Here is a 13,678-nt window from a genome sequence, read left to right as displayed (position 1 = left end):
TATTCTACGCGCCCCACGTTGTCAGTCAAGCATTTTTTGCTTTTCTTTCAACGCTGCCGGACATGTCGTCCGTCGATGAGGGCGCATTATAGGGAGATCCCTTTTTATGACAACCATTATTTAGCCTTGAACATCTCGATCGCACAAAGCTTCGGCAATCTGCAGCTAAAACCAGCTGTTCAGCCATAAACATCAGATTGGATGCCAATTAGTGAAGGGTTCTTAAGCAAGAGATAAGAGATAAGAGATAAGAGATAAGAGATAAGAGATAAGAGATAAGAGATAAGCAGATTACAGGGGTCTATAAAAACAAAAGGCCGGGTTACCCCGGCCTTTCATAGTGAAGAGTATTTACTCTTCTACAGCTACAGCCTCAGCGGCTACCGGGCGACCTACGAGCTCGATATAAGCCATAGGTGCCTTGTCACCGGCACGCAGACCACACTTGAGAATGCGGGTGTAACCACCAGCACGCTCCAGGTAGCGCGGACCCAATTCGGTGAACAGCTTACCAACAACTTCGCTGTCGCGAGTGCGGGCAAATGCCAGACGACGGTTAGCAACACTGTCAATCTTGGCGAGTGTAATCAGAGGTTCAACTACACGACGCAGCTCTTTTGCCTTAGGCAGAGTCGTCTTGATGATTTCATGACGAACCAGGGAGCTGGCCATGTTGCGGAACATAGCCTGACGATGGCTGCTGTTCCGGTTCAGTTGACGACCACTCATACGATGGCGCATGACCTTATCCTTCTAACTTAATCTGTGAGACCCGTAATCTGGATTACTCATCAGCGAGGCTGGCAGGCGGCCAATTCTCTAGGCGCATACCCAGAGATAGACCACGGGAAGCCAGGACATCCTTGATTTCAGTCAAGGACTTCTTACCGAGGTTTGGAGTCTTGAGAAGCTCGACTTCGGTCCGCTGCACCAGATCACCAATGTAATGGATGGCTTCTGCCTTCAGACAGTTCGCAGAACGAACTGTCAATTCCAGATCGTCGACAGGACGCAGCAGGATCGGATCAAACTCCGGCTTCTCTTCCTTCTTCTCGGGCACGCTGACATCACGCAGATCCACAAAGGCTTCCAATTGCTCAGCTAGTATAGTAGCTGCGCGACGGATTGCCTCTTCAGGATCCAGAGTGCCGTTGGTCTCCATATCGATGACCAACTTATCCAGGTCAGTACGTTGCTCTACCCGTGCGGCTTCAACATTGTAAGCAATGCGAACAACCGGGCTGAACGCAGCATCCAACAAAAGACGGCCAATTGGACGCTCTTCATCATCGCTGTGTACGCGGGCAGATGCAGGCACATAACCACGGCCACGCTGCACCTTCAGGCGCATGCTGATTTCAGCATGATTACCGGTCAGGTTACAGACCACGTGATTCGGGTTGAGAATAACGACATCATCACCATGAACGATGTCGCCTGCAGTAACAGGGCCCGCACCAGACTTGGTCAGAGACAGGGTAACCTCGTCCTTACCTTCCAAGCGCACAGCAATGCCTTTCAGGTTCAGCAGGATCTCAAGGATATCCTCCTGTACACCTTCCTTGCTGCTGTACTCGTGCAGCACACCGTCGATTTCAACTTCGGTGATTGCACAACCAGGCATGGAAGAAAGGAGAATGCGACGCAGCGCATTACCCAGGGTGTGACCAAAACCACGTTCCAGCGGCTCAAGCGTCACTTTCGCGTGAGTCTGACTCAGTTGTTCAATATCAACGAGGCGTGGCTTAAGAAAATCTGTTACAGAACCCAGCATTATGTCCTCTCTTAGAAGCTAGCCTTACTTGGAGTAAAGCTCGACGATCAGCTGTTCGTTAATGTCGGCAGACAGATCAGAACGTTCTGGCAGACGCTTGTACACGCCTTCCATTTTGCCTGAGTCAACCTCAACCCAAGTTGGCTTTTCACGCTGCGTAGCCAGGTCCAGAGCGGCCTTGATACGAGCTTGTTTCTTCGCCTTCTCGCGAACAGTGACAACGTCTTCAGGAGAAACCTGGTAAGAAGGAATGTTAACAACACGACCATTAACTACGATGGCCTTGTGGCTTACCAACTGACGGCACTCGGCGCGAGTAGCACCAAAGCCCATGCGGTATACCACGTTGTCCAGACGACCTTCCAGCAGCTGCAACAGGTTTTCGCCAGTATTACCCTTCTGACGGGCAGCTTCGCGATAGTAATTGCGGAACTGCTTTTCCAGAATGCCGTAAATACGACGTACTTTTTGTTTCTCACGCAGCTGAACACCATAGTCAGACAGACGCGGCTTGCGCGCACCGTGCTGGCCAGGTGCAGTATCAATTTTGCACTTTGAGTCAATCGCGCGAACACCTGACTTCAGGAACAGGTCAGTGCCCTCGCGACGGCTAAGCTTCAGCTTAGGACCGATATATCTTGCCATCTTCTTTCTCCAACTATCCTAATCCAAACAGCCTCGTTACACGCGACGCTTTTTGGGAGGACGACAACCGTTATGCGGGATCGGAGTCACATCTGTGATGTTAGTAATGCGGAAACCTGCCGCATTCAAAGCACGGATGGAGGACTCGCGGCCTGGGCCTGGGCCCTTAACCATTACTTCCAGGTTCTTAACGCCATACTCTTTGGCAATTTCGCCAGCACGTTCGGCAGCTACCTGAGCAGCGAACGGAGTAGACTTACGAGAACCACGGAAGCCTGAACCACCAGCGGTAGCCCAAGAAAGAGCGTTACCTTGACGGTCAGTAATAGTCACGATTGTGTTATTGAAAGAAGCATGTACGTGAGCGATACCATCACTCACTTGCTTTCTAACGCGCTTGCGAGCACGAGTCGGAGCTTTTGCCATTTTCTACACCTTCCCGTTTACTTCTTGATCGGCTTGCGTGGACCCTTACGGGTACGCGCGTTAGTCTTGGTGCGTTGACCGCGGACCGGTAGGCCACGACGGTGACGCAGACCACGGTAGCAACCGAGATCCATCAGACGCTTGATGCTCATAGAGATCTCACGACGCAGATCACCTTCAACGGTAAACTTGGCTACTTGCTCGCGCAGGTTTTCGATCTGAGCTTCGCTCAGTTCTTTGATCTTCACATCCTCAGCTACACCAGCTTCTGCGCAAATGGACTTTGCGCGGGTGCGGCCAACACCATAAATTGCGGTCAATGCGATGACGGCATGTTTATGGTCAGGAATGTTAATGCCAGCGATACGGGCCACTATTCCACTCCTACAACAAAAATTTATCGGGACCACCACAAAGCCCGTTCCGGATACATGGTGGCCTTACTACACACAACAAAAGTTGGCTGGCTAATTTAGCCAGCCTAACTCTTTTTTTCAAGTACCAACCGTAAATATATTAGCCTTGGCGTTGTTTATGCTTTGGCTCGCTGCAGATCACACGCACCACACCGTGGCGCTTGATGATCTTGCAGTTACGGCAGATGGCCTTAACGGAAGCACGTACTTTCATTGCTTAACTCCGCGTAACTGTTAAACCCGTCTTAACGACCGAAGCCCTTAAGATTGGCCTTTCTCAGGACGTCACCATACTGATGAGACATCAGATGGGTTTGAACCTGAGCCATAAAGTCCATGATGACAACCACAATAATCAGCAGGGAAGTACCACCGAAGTAGAACTGCACATGCCAGAATGTCATCAGGAGCTGAGGAACGAGACAGATAAAGGTGATGTACAACGCGCCAGCCAGAGTCAGGCGGGTCATGACCTTATCGATAAATCTCGCAGTCTGTTCACCGGGACGAATACCGGGGATAAACGCACCACTCTTCTTCAAGTTATCTGCCGTCTCACGCGGGTTAAACACCAACGCGGTATAGAAGAAGCTGAAGAAAATAATGGCCGCAGCATACAGCAACTCATATAAGGGTTGACCAGGCTGCAGAGTCATAGAGACTTCTTGCAGTATGTTGGCAGCCCAAGAGTTACCCTGTCCGAACCAGGACGCTATGGTACCAGGGAACAGGATGATACTGGATGCAAAAATCGCTGGAATAACCCCTGCCATGTTAAGTTTCAATGGCAAGTGTGTGCTTTGCGCAGCAAAGACCCGATTCCCCTGTTGGCGCTTGGCATAGTTCACGACAATACGCCGCTGGCCACGCTCAACAAACACCACAAAGTAGGTCACCGCGAAAACAATCACAGCGAGCAATAACAGCAACAGTATGTGCAATTCGCCTTGACGCGCCTGCTCAGCTGTAGCACCGATGGCGTGAGGAAGGCCTGCGATAATCCCCGCAAAAATCAGCAGGGAAATACCGTTACCAATCCCACGTTCGGTGATCTGTTCACCCAGCCACATGAGAAACATGGTGCCAGTAACCAGACTCACAACCGCCGTAAAATAGAAGCCGAAGCCTGGGTTTTCGACCAGACCCTGCATCATATTTGGCAGACCGGTTGCGATACCGAGCGCCTGAACAGTTGCCAGAACAACTGTGCCGTACCGAGTGTACTGGCTGATCTTGCGACGGCCAGTCTCCCCTTCCTTCTTCAGCTCAGCAAAAGCAGGATGGATCACGGTCAGCAGCTGGATAATGATCGATGCCGAAATGTACGGCATGATCCCCAGTGCGAATATAGAGGCACGGGACAGGGCCCCACCACTGAACATGTTGAACAGTTCAATGATGGTTCCCTTTTGTTGCTGGAATAGCTCGGCAAGTACGGCAGCATCAATACCAGGAATTGGCACATAGGAGCCTGCACGAAAGACGACCATCGCTCCAAGAACGAACAGCAGTCGGCTTTTCAGTTCGCTCAGACCACCTTGTGAGCCTTTTACATCTGATCCTGGTTTCTTAGCCATGTACTTATTATTCCTCGATCTTGCCGCCTGCGGCTTCGATGGCTGCGCGTGCACCCTTGGTGACGCTCAGACCACGTACGGTTACCGGACGCTCGATTTTGCCAGAAAGCACGACTTTAGCAAATTCGATGTTCTTGGTAATCACACCGGCTTGCTTTAGGGTGTTCAGATCCACCACATCACCTTCGACGGCTGCAATTTCGTGCAGGCGGACTTCAGAAGTCACAGCACCCTTACGAGAATAGAAACCGAACTTCGGCAGACGGATCTTCAACGGCATTTGACCGCCTTCAAACCCTACGCGAGTACCGCCGCTCTTACGAGAGCCGGCACCCTTATGACCACGACCAGAGGTCTTGCCCAGGCCAGAACCGATACCACGGCCCCGACGCTTCTTTTCAGGCTTGGACCCAGCGGCCGGAGAAAGAGTGTTCAAACGCATGGATTACTCCTCCACCTTCACCATGTAGAAAACCTGGTTGATCATACCGCGGACGCATGGAGTATCTTCCAGCTCAACAGTGTGACCGATGCGACGCAGGCCCAGGCCACGCAGAGATGCTTTGTGCTTCGGCAGACGACCGATCGCACTGCGAGTCTGTGTTACTTTTACAGTTTTATTAGCCATGCCGCATTACCCCAGAATCTCATCGACGCTCATGCCACGCTTCGCAGCGACTTGCTCAGGTGACTTCATACGAGCCAGAGCGTCGACGGTAGCGCGAACCACGTTCATCGGGTTGGTGGAGCCGTAAGTCTTGGCCAACACGTTATGAACACCAGCCACTTCCAGCACAGCACGCATCGCACCACCGGCGATGATACCAGTACCTTGGGAGGCAGGCTTCATGAACACGTTGGAACCAGCGTGGGTACCATTCACCGCGTGGTGCAGGGTACCTGCGTTCAGCTCAACCTTGGTCAGGTTGCGGCGAGCTTGTTCCATGGCCTTTTGAATGGCAGCAGGAACTTCACGAGCCTTACCGTAACCGAAACCTACACGGCCGTTACCATCACCTACCACAGTCAAAGCTGTGAAGGAGAAAATACGACCACCTTTAACTACTTTAGATACACGGTTTACTGCGACGAGCTTCTCTTGCAGATCACCGGCTTGAGTTTCGACTTTAGACATTTTCGACCCCTACCTTAGAACTGAAGACCGGCTTCACGCGCTGCTGCAGCCAGAGCGGCTACACGGCCGTGGTATTGGAAACCAGAGCGGTCGAAGGAAATGGTGGTAACACCCTTTTCCAACGCACGTTCAGCGATTGCCTTACCCACAACGGCAGCGGCATCAGCGTTACCAGTGTACTTAACTTGCTCAGCGATGGCCTTCTCTACAGTAGAGGCAGAGGCCAACACTTCGGAACCGTTCGGTGCGATAACCTGCGCGTAAATATGGCGCGGAGTACGGTGAACCACCAGACGAGTCGCACCCAGTTCCTGCATCTTCTTGCGTGCTTTAGTAGCACGACGGAGACGAGCTGCTTTCTTGTCCATAGTGTTACCTTACTTCTTCTTAGCTTCTTTAGTACGTACGACTTCATTGGCGTAACGTACACCCTTGCCCTTGTAAGGCTCTGGACGGCGGTAGGAGCGGATATCCGCAGCTACTTGGCCCAACAATGCCTTATCCGCACTCTTCAGAACGATTTCAGTCTGAGTCGGGCATTCAGCAGTAACGCCTTCCGGCAGTTCGTGCTCGACCGGGTGAGAGAAGCCCAGAGAGAGGCCGACTGACTTGCCCTTTGCTTGGGCACGATAGCCTACGCCTACCAGCTGCAGCTTGCGCTCGAAGCCAGCGGTAACACCAATAACCATGTTGTTTACCAGAGCACGAGCAGTACCGGCCTGAGCATTGGCATTCGCGCTACCATCGCGCGGTGCAAATGTCAGAACAGACTCGTCCTTGGTGAGAACAACAGAGGCATTGATAGAACGCTTCAGAGTGCCGTTCTTGCCTTTAACACTAATTTCCTGGCCATTCAGGGTCACTTCTACGCCGGCAGGAATCGCGACGGGTGCCTTAGCAACACGAGACATATTCCTACTCCTTAAGCGACGTAGCAGATGATCTCACCGCCCATGCCAGCCTTACGGGCAGCACGGTCAGTCATCACACCTTTTGAAGTGGAGACGACGGCGATACCCAGACCATTCATGATCTTTGGCAATTCGCCACGCTTTTTGTATATACGCAGGCCAGGACGGCTAACGCGCTGAATCAGCTCGACAACCGGTTTGCCTTGGAAATACTTCAGTTCTACTTCCAGCTCAGCCTTGGTATCACCACTGACTTTATAGTCAGCGACGTAACCTTCTTCTTTCAGCAGCTGGGCGATTGCCACTTTCTGCTTGGAAGAAGGCATAGCAACCGAAACCTTGCTTGCGGCCTGACCGTTACGAATGCGGGTCAGCATGTCCGCGATCGGATCTTGCATGCTCATATGTTAACTCCCGTGATCGATTACCAGCTAGCCTTCTTCAGGCCAGGAATTTCGCCCTTCATCATGTGCTCACGCACTTTGATGCGGCACAGACCAAACTTGCGCAGGTATCCGTGCGGACGACCAGTGATATTGCAACGGTTACGTTGACGAATAGGACTGGAATCACGAGGCAGTTGTTGCAGCTTGAGCACAGCGTCCCAACGGGCTTCTTCAGAAGTAGCTACGTTAGAGATGATCGCTTTCAGCGCAGAACGCTTCTCGAAGAACTTCTCGACCAGTTTGGCACGCTTTACTTCACGTGCTTTCATGGAAAGTTTTGCCATAACCCTACACCTTACTTACGGAATGGGAAGCTAAAGGCAGCCAGCAGAGCTCGGCCTTCCTCGTCGGACTTCGCAGTGGTCGTGATAGTGATATCCAGACCGCGAACCTTGTCGACCTTGTCGTAGTCGATTTCGGGGAAGATGATTTGCTCACGTACGCCCATGGAGTAGTTGCCACGACCGTCAAAGGACTTCGGGCTTACACCACGGAAGTCACGAATACGGGGCATAGCGATGCAAATCAAACGCTCCAGGAACTCCCACATACGCTCGCCGCGCAGGGTTACTTTACAACCGATCGGGTAGCCTTCACGGATCTTGAAGCCAGCAACGGACTTGCGAGCTTTGGTGATCAGCGGCTTCTGACCAGAAAGAGCAGCCAAATCAGCAACTGCGTTTTCCAGAATTTTCTTATCCGCCAAGGCCTCACCGACACCCATATTCAGGGTGATCTTTTCGATCCGAGGGACTTGCATGACAGTCTGGTAGCCGAACTGAGTCATCAGTTCGTTGGCTACTTTTTGTCTGTAAACATCATGCAGTTTCGCCATCGTTAAACTCCAATTACTTTACAAGTTCACCATTGGATTTGAAGAAGCGCACTTTCTTGCCATCTTCAATCCGGAAACCAACACGATCAGCCTTGCCAGAGGCAGGGTTGAAAATCGCAATGTTGGACACGTCAATCGGTGCTTCTTTGCTGACGATACCGCCCGCAGTGCCCAGAGCCGGAACCGGCTTCTGATGCTTCTTCACCAAGTTAACGCCTTCTACTACTACTTTACCGTGCTGGACCAGAACTTGAGTGACTTTGCCACGCTTGCCCTTATCCTTACCGGTCAAAACAATTACTTCGTCTTCACGACGGATTTTAGCTGCCATGTTTCTCGACTCCTTACAGTACTTCAGGGGCCAGGGACACGATCTTCATGAACTTTTCAGTACGCAGTTCACGAGTCACTGGGCCGAAGATGCGAGTACCGATCGGCTGATGGTTGTTGTTCAACAGCACAGCCGCGTTGCGGTCGAAACGGATGACAGAGCCATCCTGACGGCGAACGCCTTTTCTGGTGCGCACGACCACCGCATTTACTACATCACCCTTCTTCACTTTACCGCGAGGAATCGCTTCCTTAATGGAAACTTTGATGATGTCGCCGATACCGGCGTAGCGGCGGTGCGAACCACCAAGAACCTTAATACACATTACGCTGCGAGCGCCGGAGTTGTCGGCGACGTCCAGCATACTTTGCATTTGGATCATGTGAGTGCTCCGCTTTACTTTACTACTGTTCCCTTTCGGGACTGGCTGCCCACTAAAGGCGCGACATATTACCACAGCCGATCTGGAAGTGGTAGTTTAAAAAAGAGACGGCCCCCGAGAGGACCGTCTCTATCTTGCGAGGGCCTAACTTAGGCCTTCTCGACTATGGCAACCAGGGTCCAAGACTTGGTCTTAGACAGTGGGCGACATTCGCGGATATCCACGAGGTCGCCAACTTTACACTCGTTGCTTTCATCATGCACGTGCAGCTTGGTGGTACGCACGATAATCTTCCCGTAAATCGGGTGTTTTACCTTGCGCTCGATAGCCACAGTGATGGACTTGTCCATCTTGTCGCTAACGACACGACCTTGCAGAGTACGGATTTTATCGGTCATTACGCACCTGCCTTCTCGTTCAGAACAGTCTTGACGCGAGCTATGTCGCGACGTACCAGTTTCAGAGTATGAGTCTGAGACAGTTGACCAGTGCTGGCTTGAATACGCAGGTTGAACTGCTCACGCAGCAGACCGATCAGTTCAGCCTTCAGCTCTTCTACGCTCTTTTGGCGAAGATCTTGTGCTTTCATCACATTACCGTCCGAGTTACGAAAGTGGTCTTAACTGACAGTTTAGCGGCCGCCAGGGCGAACGCTTCACGGGCCAGGGCTTCAGGCACACCGTCCATCTCGTACAGGACCTTACCAGGCTGGATCAGGGCTACCCAGTATTCCACGTTACCCTTACCTTTACCCATACGAACTTCAAGGGGCTTTTCAGTAATTGGCTTATCCGGGAACACACGGATCCAGATCTTACCTTGACGCTTAACAGCACGAGTCATGGCACGACGCGCTGCTTCGATCTGACGAGCAGTCAGTTGACCGCGAGTTACCGCCTTCAGACCAAAGGAGCCGAAAGAAACTTCGTTGCCGGCGTTAGCCAGACCACGGTTACGGCCCTTGTGGACTTTACGGAACTTTGTACGCTTTGGTTGCAACATTTACCGAATCTCCTTACTTACCGCGAGGCTTGCGCTTCGGCTTGGCAGGAGCCGGCTCTTGTTGAGCGGCTGCTGCGGCTGCGTTAACAGCTGCGATACCCCCCAGAACCTCGCCCTTGAAGATCCAAACCTTGACGCCGATGACGCCGTAGGTGGTATGTGCTTCAGAGGTAGCGTAGTCGATGTCTGCACGCAGAGTGTGCAGGGGCACGCGACCTTCACGGTACCATTCGGTACGCGCGATTTCGGCGCCGCCCAGACGGCCGCTAACTTCTACCTTGATACCCTTGGCACCCAGACGCATGGCGTTCTGTACGGCACGCTTCATGGCGCGACGGAACATAACGCGACGCTCGAGTTGGGAGCTGATGCTATCTGCAACCAGCTTGCCGTCGAGTTCAGGCTTACGCACTTCGGAAATGTTGATCTGTGCAGGTACGCCAGTGATCTTGGCGATGTACTTGCGCAGTTTCTCAACGTCTTCACCCTTCTTACCGATGACCACACCCGGACGAGCGGTGTGAATGGTCACGCGGATGCTCTTGGCCGGACGCTCGATGACGATACGAGACACGGACGCCGCCTTCAGTTCCTTGGTCAGGTACTGACGGACTTGGAAGTCACCGTGCAGGTTGTCAGCGAAGTCTTTGGAACTCGCGAACCAGGTAGAGTTGAAAGGCTTGGTAATGCCTAAGCGAATACCATTAGGATGTACTTTCTGACCCATTGCTTATCTCCTAGCCTCTTAGCGGTCGGACACTACCACAGTGATGTGGGAGGTACGCTTCAGGATACGGTCCGCGCGGCCTTTGGCACGTGGACGAATGCGCTTCATGGAAGGACCTTCGTCAACCATGATGGTGGCAACCTTCAGCGTGTCGATGTCCGCACCTTCATTGTGCTCGGCATTTGCAATAGCAGATTCCAGTACCTTCTTGACCAGGACAGCCGCTTTACGCGGGCTGAAGGTCAGCAGGTTCAGAGCCTTGTCAACCGTCAGACCACGCACTTGGTCAGCGACCAAGCGAGCCTTTTGGGCAGAAGTCCGGGCGAAACGGTGTTTAGCGATAGCTTCCATCATTTACCCCTTATTTCTTCTTGGCCTTCTTATCAGCGGCATGACCGCGATAAGTACGAGTTGGCGCAAACTCACCCAGCTTGTGACCGATCATTTCATCGGAAACGTATACCGGTACGTGCTGACGACCATTATGGACAGCGATGGTCAAACCGATCATGTTCGGGATGATCATTGAACGACGGGACCAAGTCTTAATTGGCTTCTTGTCCCCGCTTTCCACCGCTTTCTCTACCTTCTTCAGCAAGTGCAGGTCAATGAAAGGACCCTTCTTGAGAGAACGTGGCATGGTGATTCCTCTTTAAAAAGAATTACTTGTTACGACGACGTACGATGTACTTGTCGGTGCGCTTGTTCTTACGGGTCTTGTAACCCTTAGCTGGGGTGCCCCAAGGAGATACAGGTTGCATACCCTTGTTACGACCCTCACCACCACCGTGCGGGTGATCAACCGGGTTCATGGCCATACCACGAACGGTCGGACGAACACCACGCCAGCGCTTGGCACCAGCCTTACCCAGTTGACGCAGCATGTGCTCGGCGTTACCGACTTCACCAATGGTGGCGCGGCATTCGGCCAGCACTTTGCGTACTTCACCGGAGCGCAGGCGCAGAGTCACATAGCTACCTTCACGGGCCAGGATCTGAGCGAATGCACCAGCAGAACGAGCGATCTGAGCTCCCTTACCAGGCTTCATTTCGATAGCGTGGACAGTGGAACCAACCGGGATGTTACGCATCGGCAGGGCGTTACCTACCTTGATGCCTGCATCGATACCAGAGGCAATCTGGTCACCGGCTTTCAGGCCCTTAGGAGCCAGGATATAGCGACGTTCACCATCTGCGTACAGCACCAGCGCGATGTGCGCGGAGCGGTTCGGATCGTATTCCAGACGCTCAACCTTGGCCGGCACGCCGTCCTTGTTGCGCTTGAAGTCGATCAGACGGTAATGCTGCTTGTGGCCACCACCGATATGACGGGTGGTGATACGGCCGTTGTTGTTACGACCGCCACTCTTACGCTTCTCTTCCACCAGGGCAGCGAATGGCTTGCCCTTGTGCAGTTCCGGGGTGACGATCTTGACGACGTGACGGCGACCCGGAGAAGTAGGCTTACATTTTACAATTGCCATTTGCTAAGACTCCTCTTACTCGGCGGCGCCGCCCATGAAGTCGATGTCTTGACCAGGAACCAGAGTCACGTAGGCTTTCTTCCAATCGGAACGCTTGCCAACGCGAGCACCGGTACGCTTGGTCTTGCCCATCACGTTCAGGGTGCGTACAGCTTCAACTTTAACTTCGAACAGTTTCTCAACTGCAGCCTTGATTTCCGCTTTGGTCGCGTCAGTGGCAACCTTGAACACTATGGTATTCAGCTTTTCAGCTACCATGGTGCTCTTCTCAGAGATGTGCGGAGCCTTCAGAACTTTCAGCAGACGCTCTTCACGGATCATGCCAGCATCTCCTCGATTTGCTTCACTGCCTCAGCAGTCATCAATACCTTGTCGAAAGCGATCAGGCTAACCGGGTCGAGGCCAGTTACATCACGCACGTCAACCTTGTACAGGTTGCGAGCGGCCAGGAACAGGTTCTCATCCACTTCCGGGGTCACGATCAGCACGTCTTTCAGGTCCATGCTCTTCAGCTTGGCAACCAGATCTTTGGTCTTCGGCGCATCGATAGCGAATTGCTCGACCACGATCAGACGTTCTTGACGCACCAGCTCAGACAGAATGCTCTGCAGAGCAGCACGGTACATCTTCTTGTTTACCTTCTGGCTGTGATCTTGCGGACGAGCGGCGAAAGTCACGCCACCTGAACGCCAGATTGGGGAGCGAATGCTACCCGCACGAGCACGACCAGTACCTTTCTGGCGCCATGGCTTTTTACCGCCACCGGACACTTCAGAACGGCTCTTCTGAGCGCGAGTACCCTGACGCGCACCATTGGCGTAGGCTACGACTACCTGATGGATCAGGGCTTCGTTGAACTCACGCCCGAAGGTAGTTTCGGAAACTTGAAGAGCGCCTTGGGCGTCTTTCATTACCAATTCCATTACTATCTCCTCAGACGTTACGCTTTAACGGCAGGTTTGACGATCAGATCGCCGTTGGTTGCGCCTGGAACTGCGCCTTTAACCAGCAGCAGATTGCGCTCAACGTCGACACGAACCACATCCAGGCACTGCACGGTTACGCGCTCGTTACCCAGGTGGCCAGCCATCTTCTTGCCCTTGAACACTTTACCTGGTGATTGGTTTTGACCAATTGAACCCGGTACACGGTGAGAACGAGAGTTACCGTGAGTCATGTCCTGAGTGCGGAAGTTCCAGCGCTTTACAGTACCGGCAAAGCCTTTACCCTTGGAGGTACCCGTAACGTCTACTTTCTTCACGTCGGCGAACACGCCTACGTTCAGCTCAGCACCGACTGCAACGTCAGCAGCTTCGCTTTCATTCAGACGAAATTCCCACAAACCGCGACCAGCATCTACGCCAGCTTTGGCAAAGTGACCCGCTTCAGCGCCAGTCAGGCGGCTAGCCTTCTTAGCACCGGTGGTCACTTGGATGGCTACGTAGCCGTCGCTTTCCAGAGACTTAACTTGAGTCACACGGTTTGCTTCGACTTCGATAACAGTCACAGGGATGGACACGCCGTCTTCAGTGAAGACGCGGGTCATACCCAGCTTGCGACCTACAAGACCGATTGTCATTGTTATCA

27 protein-coding genes are annotated in these 13,678 nt (G+C 52.7%); all 27 read right to left on the bottom strand.

Going from position 1 to position 13,678, the window contains the following annotated elements:
• Positions 1-351: 351 nt before the first annotated feature.
• The 27 genes from rplQ to rplC all read right to left on the bottom strand — a co-directional run bounded on the left by rplQ (position 352) and on the right by rplC (position 13,670).
• Complete coding sequence (rplQ, locus tag ACZYTD_RS04350; RefSeq protein WP_463889667.1) at positions 352-741, bottom strand: 50S ribosomal protein L17; 390 nt, start codon at positions 739-741, stop codon at positions 352-354.
• Between the two features lie 43 nt (positions 742-784).
• Positions 785-1,774 (bottom strand): DNA-directed RNA polymerase subunit alpha, encoded by a 990-nt coding sequence (locus ACZYTD_RS04345; RefSeq protein WP_463889666.1) that lies wholly within the window; start codon positions 1,772-1,774, stop codon positions 785-787.
• A gap of 24 nt (positions 1,775-1,798) precedes the next feature.
• Positions 1,799-2,419, bottom strand: coding sequence for a 30S ribosomal protein S4 (gene rpsD / locus ACZYTD_RS04340; protein ID WP_463889664.1), 621 nt, complete (start codon positions 2,417-2,419; stop codon positions 1,799-1,801).
• 36 nt (positions 2,420-2,455) lie between these two features.
• Positions 2,456-2,845 carry a 30S ribosomal protein S11 gene (gene rpsK, locus ACZYTD_RS04335; protein ID WP_012728351.1) on the bottom strand — a complete coding sequence of 130 codons (390 nt, stop codon included), beginning with the start codon at positions 2,843-2,845 and terminating at the stop codon, positions 2,456-2,458.
• Positions 2,846-2,862: 17 nt separating this feature from the next.
• Positions 2,863-3,219, bottom strand: coding sequence for a 30S ribosomal protein S13 (rpsM, locus tag ACZYTD_RS04330; protein WP_463889661.1), 357 nt, complete (start codon positions 3,217-3,219; stop codon positions 2,863-2,865).
• Positions 3,220-3,361: 142 nt separating this feature from the next.
• Entirely contained in the window at positions 3,362-3,475 is a 114-nt protein-coding gene (rpmJ, locus tag ACZYTD_RS04325) for a 50S ribosomal protein L36 (protein ID WP_005319705.1), read from the bottom strand.
• Between the two features lie 31 nt (positions 3,476-3,506).
• A complete protein-coding gene (gene secY / locus ACZYTD_RS04320) occupies positions 3,507-4,838 on the bottom strand; it encodes a preprotein translocase subunit SecY (RefSeq protein ID WP_463889651.1) in 1,332 nt (443 codons plus the stop codon).
• Between the two features lie 7 nt (positions 4,839-4,845).
• Entirely contained in the window at positions 4,846-5,280 is a 435-nt protein-coding gene (gene rplO, locus ACZYTD_RS04315) for a 50S ribosomal protein L15 (RefSeq protein ID WP_460885179.1), read from the bottom strand.
• Positions 5,281-5,283: 3 nt separating this feature from the next.
• Entirely contained in the window at positions 5,284-5,466 is a 183-nt protein-coding gene (gene rpmD / locus ACZYTD_RS04310; RefSeq protein WP_460885178.1) for a 50S ribosomal protein L30, read from the bottom strand.
• Positions 5,467-5,472: 6 nt separating this feature from the next.
• Entirely contained in the window at positions 5,473-5,973 is a 501-nt protein-coding gene (gene rpsE, locus ACZYTD_RS04305) for a 30S ribosomal protein S5 (RefSeq protein WP_463889647.1), read from the bottom strand.
• A gap of 14 nt (positions 5,974-5,987) precedes the next feature.
• Positions 5,988-6,341, bottom strand: a complete 354-nt coding sequence (gene rplR / locus ACZYTD_RS04300; protein ID WP_463889645.1) for a 50S ribosomal protein L18 — start codon at positions 6,339-6,341, stop codon at positions 5,988-5,990.
• Positions 6,342-6,350: 9 nt separating this feature from the next.
• Positions 6,351-6,884 (bottom strand): 50S ribosomal protein L6, encoded by a 534-nt coding sequence (gene rplF / locus ACZYTD_RS04295; protein ID WP_463889643.1) that lies wholly within the window; start codon positions 6,882-6,884, stop codon positions 6,351-6,353.
• A gap of 11 nt (positions 6,885-6,895) precedes the next feature.
• A complete protein-coding gene (rpsH, locus tag ACZYTD_RS04290; RefSeq protein ID WP_463889641.1) occupies positions 6,896-7,288 on the bottom strand; it encodes a 30S ribosomal protein S8 in 393 nt (130 codons plus the stop codon).
• 20 nt (positions 7,289-7,308) lie between these two features.
• A complete protein-coding gene (rpsN, locus tag ACZYTD_RS04285) occupies positions 7,309-7,614 on the bottom strand; it encodes a 30S ribosomal protein S14 (protein ID WP_463889637.1) in 306 nt (101 codons plus the stop codon).
• Positions 7,615-7,625: 11 nt separating this feature from the next.
• Positions 7,626-8,165 (bottom strand): 50S ribosomal protein L5, encoded by a 540-nt coding sequence (gene rplE, locus ACZYTD_RS04280; protein ID WP_463889635.1) that lies wholly within the window; start codon positions 8,163-8,165, stop codon positions 7,626-7,628.
• Positions 8,166-8,178: 13 nt separating this feature from the next.
• Positions 8,179-8,496 (bottom strand): 50S ribosomal protein L24, encoded by a 318-nt coding sequence (gene rplX, locus ACZYTD_RS04275; protein WP_463889633.1) that lies wholly within the window; start codon positions 8,494-8,496, stop codon positions 8,179-8,181.
• A gap of 13 nt (positions 8,497-8,509) precedes the next feature.
• Positions 8,510-8,878, bottom strand: a complete 369-nt coding sequence (gene rplN / locus ACZYTD_RS04270) for a 50S ribosomal protein L14 (RefSeq protein ID WP_460885170.1) — start codon at positions 8,876-8,878, stop codon at positions 8,510-8,512.
• A 149-nt stretch (positions 8,879-9,027) separates the two neighbouring features.
• Positions 9,028-9,276, bottom strand: coding sequence for a 30S ribosomal protein S17 (gene rpsQ / locus ACZYTD_RS04265; RefSeq protein WP_463889631.1), 249 nt, complete (start codon positions 9,274-9,276; stop codon positions 9,028-9,030).
• Positions 9,276-9,467, bottom strand: a complete 192-nt coding sequence (gene rpmC / locus ACZYTD_RS04260; protein ID WP_460885168.1) for a 50S ribosomal protein L29 — start codon at positions 9,465-9,467, stop codon at positions 9,276-9,278. Before rpmC ends, rpsQ begins: the two co-directional genes overlap by 1 nt.
• The gene (rplP, locus tag ACZYTD_RS04255; protein WP_460885167.1) at positions 9,467-9,880 is read right to left on the bottom strand and encodes a 50S ribosomal protein L16; all 414 of its coding nucleotides are present in this window, start codon (positions 9,878-9,880) and stop codon (positions 9,467-9,469) included. Before rplP ends, rpmC begins: the two co-directional genes overlap by 1 nt.
• A gap of 13 nt (positions 9,881-9,893) precedes the next feature.
• A complete protein-coding gene (gene rpsC, locus ACZYTD_RS04250) occupies positions 9,894-10,607 on the bottom strand; it encodes a 30S ribosomal protein S3 (protein WP_463889628.1) in 714 nt (237 codons plus the stop codon).
• Positions 10,608-10,625: 18 nt separating this feature from the next.
• A complete protein-coding gene (rplV, locus tag ACZYTD_RS04245; protein ID WP_460885165.1) occupies positions 10,626-10,958 on the bottom strand; it encodes a 50S ribosomal protein L22 in 333 nt (110 codons plus the stop codon).
• A gap of 10 nt (positions 10,959-10,968) precedes the next feature.
• Positions 10,969-11,247: a 30S ribosomal protein S19 gene (rpsS, locus tag ACZYTD_RS04240; protein WP_377150763.1), complete on the bottom strand. Its 279-nt coding sequence runs from the start codon at positions 11,245-11,247 to the stop codon at positions 10,969-10,971.
• A 22-nt stretch (positions 11,248-11,269) separates the two neighbouring features.
• Positions 11,270-12,091 carry a 50S ribosomal protein L2 gene (gene rplB / locus ACZYTD_RS04235; RefSeq protein WP_463889626.1) on the bottom strand — a complete coding sequence of 274 codons (822 nt, stop codon included), beginning with the start codon at positions 12,089-12,091 and terminating at the stop codon, positions 11,270-11,272.
• Positions 12,092-12,106: 15 nt separating this feature from the next.
• A complete protein-coding gene (gene rplW / locus ACZYTD_RS04230; RefSeq protein WP_463889623.1) occupies positions 12,107-12,412 on the bottom strand; it encodes a 50S ribosomal protein L23 in 306 nt (101 codons plus the stop codon).
• Positions 12,409-13,014, bottom strand: coding sequence for a 50S ribosomal protein L4 (rplD, locus tag ACZYTD_RS04225; protein WP_463889620.1), 606 nt, complete (start codon positions 13,012-13,014; stop codon positions 12,409-12,411). The genes rplW and rplD overlap by 4 nt, the downstream gene beginning before the upstream one ends.
• Before the next feature lie 17 nt (positions 13,015-13,031).
• Complete coding sequence (gene rplC, locus ACZYTD_RS04220; RefSeq protein WP_463889618.1) at positions 13,032-13,670, bottom strand: 50S ribosomal protein L3; 639 nt, start codon at positions 13,668-13,670, stop codon at positions 13,032-13,034.
• Positions 13,671-13,678 lie beyond the last annotated feature (8 nt).

Source organism: Pseudaeromonas sp. HNCC25DJ180 (genome assembly GCF_055413345.1).
Note: the sequence above shows the minus strand (reverse complement) of the source record. Positions and strands in the feature narration are given on the sequence as shown.

Bases quoted from the DNA above. Each gene is read 5' to 3' on its own strand.
- rplQ (WP_463889667.1), bottom strand. From the start codon at position 741: ATGCGCCATCGTATGAGTGGTCGTCAACTGAACCGGAACAGCAGCCAT.
- ACZYTD_RS04345 (WP_463889666.1), bottom strand. From the start codon at position 1,774: ATGCTGGGTTCTGTAACAGATTTTCTTAAGCCACGCCTCGTTGATATT.
- rpsD (WP_463889664.1), bottom strand. From the start codon at position 2,419: ATGGCAAGATATATCGGTCCTAAGCTGAAGCTTAGCCGTCGCGAGGGC.
- rpsK (WP_012728351.1), bottom strand. From the start codon at position 2,845: ATGGCAAAAGCTCCGACTCGTGCTCGCAAGCGCGTTAGAAAGCAAGTG.
- rpmJ (WP_005319705.1), bottom strand. From the start codon at position 3,475: ATGAAAGTACGTGCTTCCGTTAAGGCCATCTGCCGTAACTGCAAGATC.
- secY (WP_463889651.1), bottom strand. From the start codon at position 4,838: ATGGCTAAGAAACCAGGATCAGATGTAAAAGGCTCACAAGGTGGTCTG.
- rplO (WP_460885179.1), bottom strand. From the start codon at position 5,280: ATGCGTTTGAACACTCTTTCTCCGGCCGCTGGGTCCAAGCCTGAAAAG.
- rpmD (WP_460885178.1), bottom strand. From the start codon at position 5,466: ATGGCTAATAAAACTGTAAAAGTAACACAGACTCGCAGTGCGATCGGT.
- rpsE (WP_463889647.1), bottom strand. From the start codon at position 5,973: ATGTCTAAAGTCGAAACTCAAGCCGGTGATCTGCAAGAGAAGCTCGTC.
- rplR (WP_463889645.1), bottom strand. From the start codon at position 6,341: ATGGACAAGAAAGCAGCTCGTCTCCGTCGTGCTACTAAAGCACGCAAG.
- rplF (WP_463889643.1), bottom strand. From the start codon at position 6,884: ATGTCTCGTGTTGCTAAGGCACCCGTCGCGATTCCTGCCGGCGTAGAA.
- rpsH (WP_463889641.1), bottom strand. From the start codon at position 7,288: ATGAGCATGCAAGATCCGATCGCGGACATGCTGACCCGCATTCGTAAC.
- rpsN (WP_463889637.1), bottom strand. From the start codon at position 7,614: ATGGCAAAACTTTCCATGAAAGCACGTGAAGTAAAGCGTGCCAAACTG.
- rplE (WP_463889635.1), bottom strand. From the start codon at position 8,165: ATGGCGAAACTGCATGATGTTTACAGACAAAAAGTAGCCAACGAACTG.
- rplX (WP_463889633.1), bottom strand. From the start codon at position 8,496: ATGGCAGCTAAAATCCGTCGTGAAGACGAAGTAATTGTTTTGACCGGT.
- rplN (WP_460885170.1), bottom strand. From the start codon at position 8,878: ATGATCCAAATGCAAAGTATGCTGGACGTCGCCGACAACTCCGGCGCT.
- rpsQ (WP_463889631.1), bottom strand. From the start codon at position 9,276: ATGACCGATAAAATCCGTACTCTGCAAGGTCGTGTCGTTAGCGACAAG.
- rpmC (WP_460885168.1), bottom strand. From the start codon at position 9,467: ATGAAAGCACAAGATCTTCGCCAAAAGAGCGTAGAAGAGCTGAAGGCT.
- rplP (WP_460885167.1), bottom strand. From the start codon at position 9,880: ATGTTGCAACCAAAGCGTACAAAGTTCCGTAAAGTCCACAAGGGCCGT.
- rpsC (WP_463889628.1), bottom strand. From the start codon at position 10,607: ATGGGTCAGAAAGTACATCCTAATGGTATTCGCTTAGGCATTACCAAG.
- rplV (WP_460885165.1), bottom strand. From the start codon at position 10,958: ATGGAAGCTATCGCTAAACACCGTTTCGCCCGGACTTCTGCCCAAAAG.
- rpsS (WP_377150763.1), bottom strand. From the start codon at position 11,247: ATGCCACGTTCTCTCAAGAAGGGTCCTTTCATTGACCTGCACTTGCTG.
- rplB (WP_463889626.1), bottom strand. From the start codon at position 12,091: ATGGCAATTGTAAAATGTAAGCCTACTTCTCCGGGTCGCCGTCACGTC.
- rplW (WP_463889623.1), bottom strand. From the start codon at position 12,412: ATGATCCGTGAAGAGCGTCTGCTGAAAGTTCTGAAGGCTCCGCACATC.
- rplD (WP_463889620.1), bottom strand. From the start codon at position 13,014: ATGGAATTGGTAATGAAAGACGCCCAAGGCGCTCTTCAAGTTTCCGAA.
- rplC (WP_463889618.1), bottom strand. From the start codon at position 13,670: ATGACAATCGGTCTTGTAGGTCGCAAGCTGGGTATGACCCGCGTCTTC.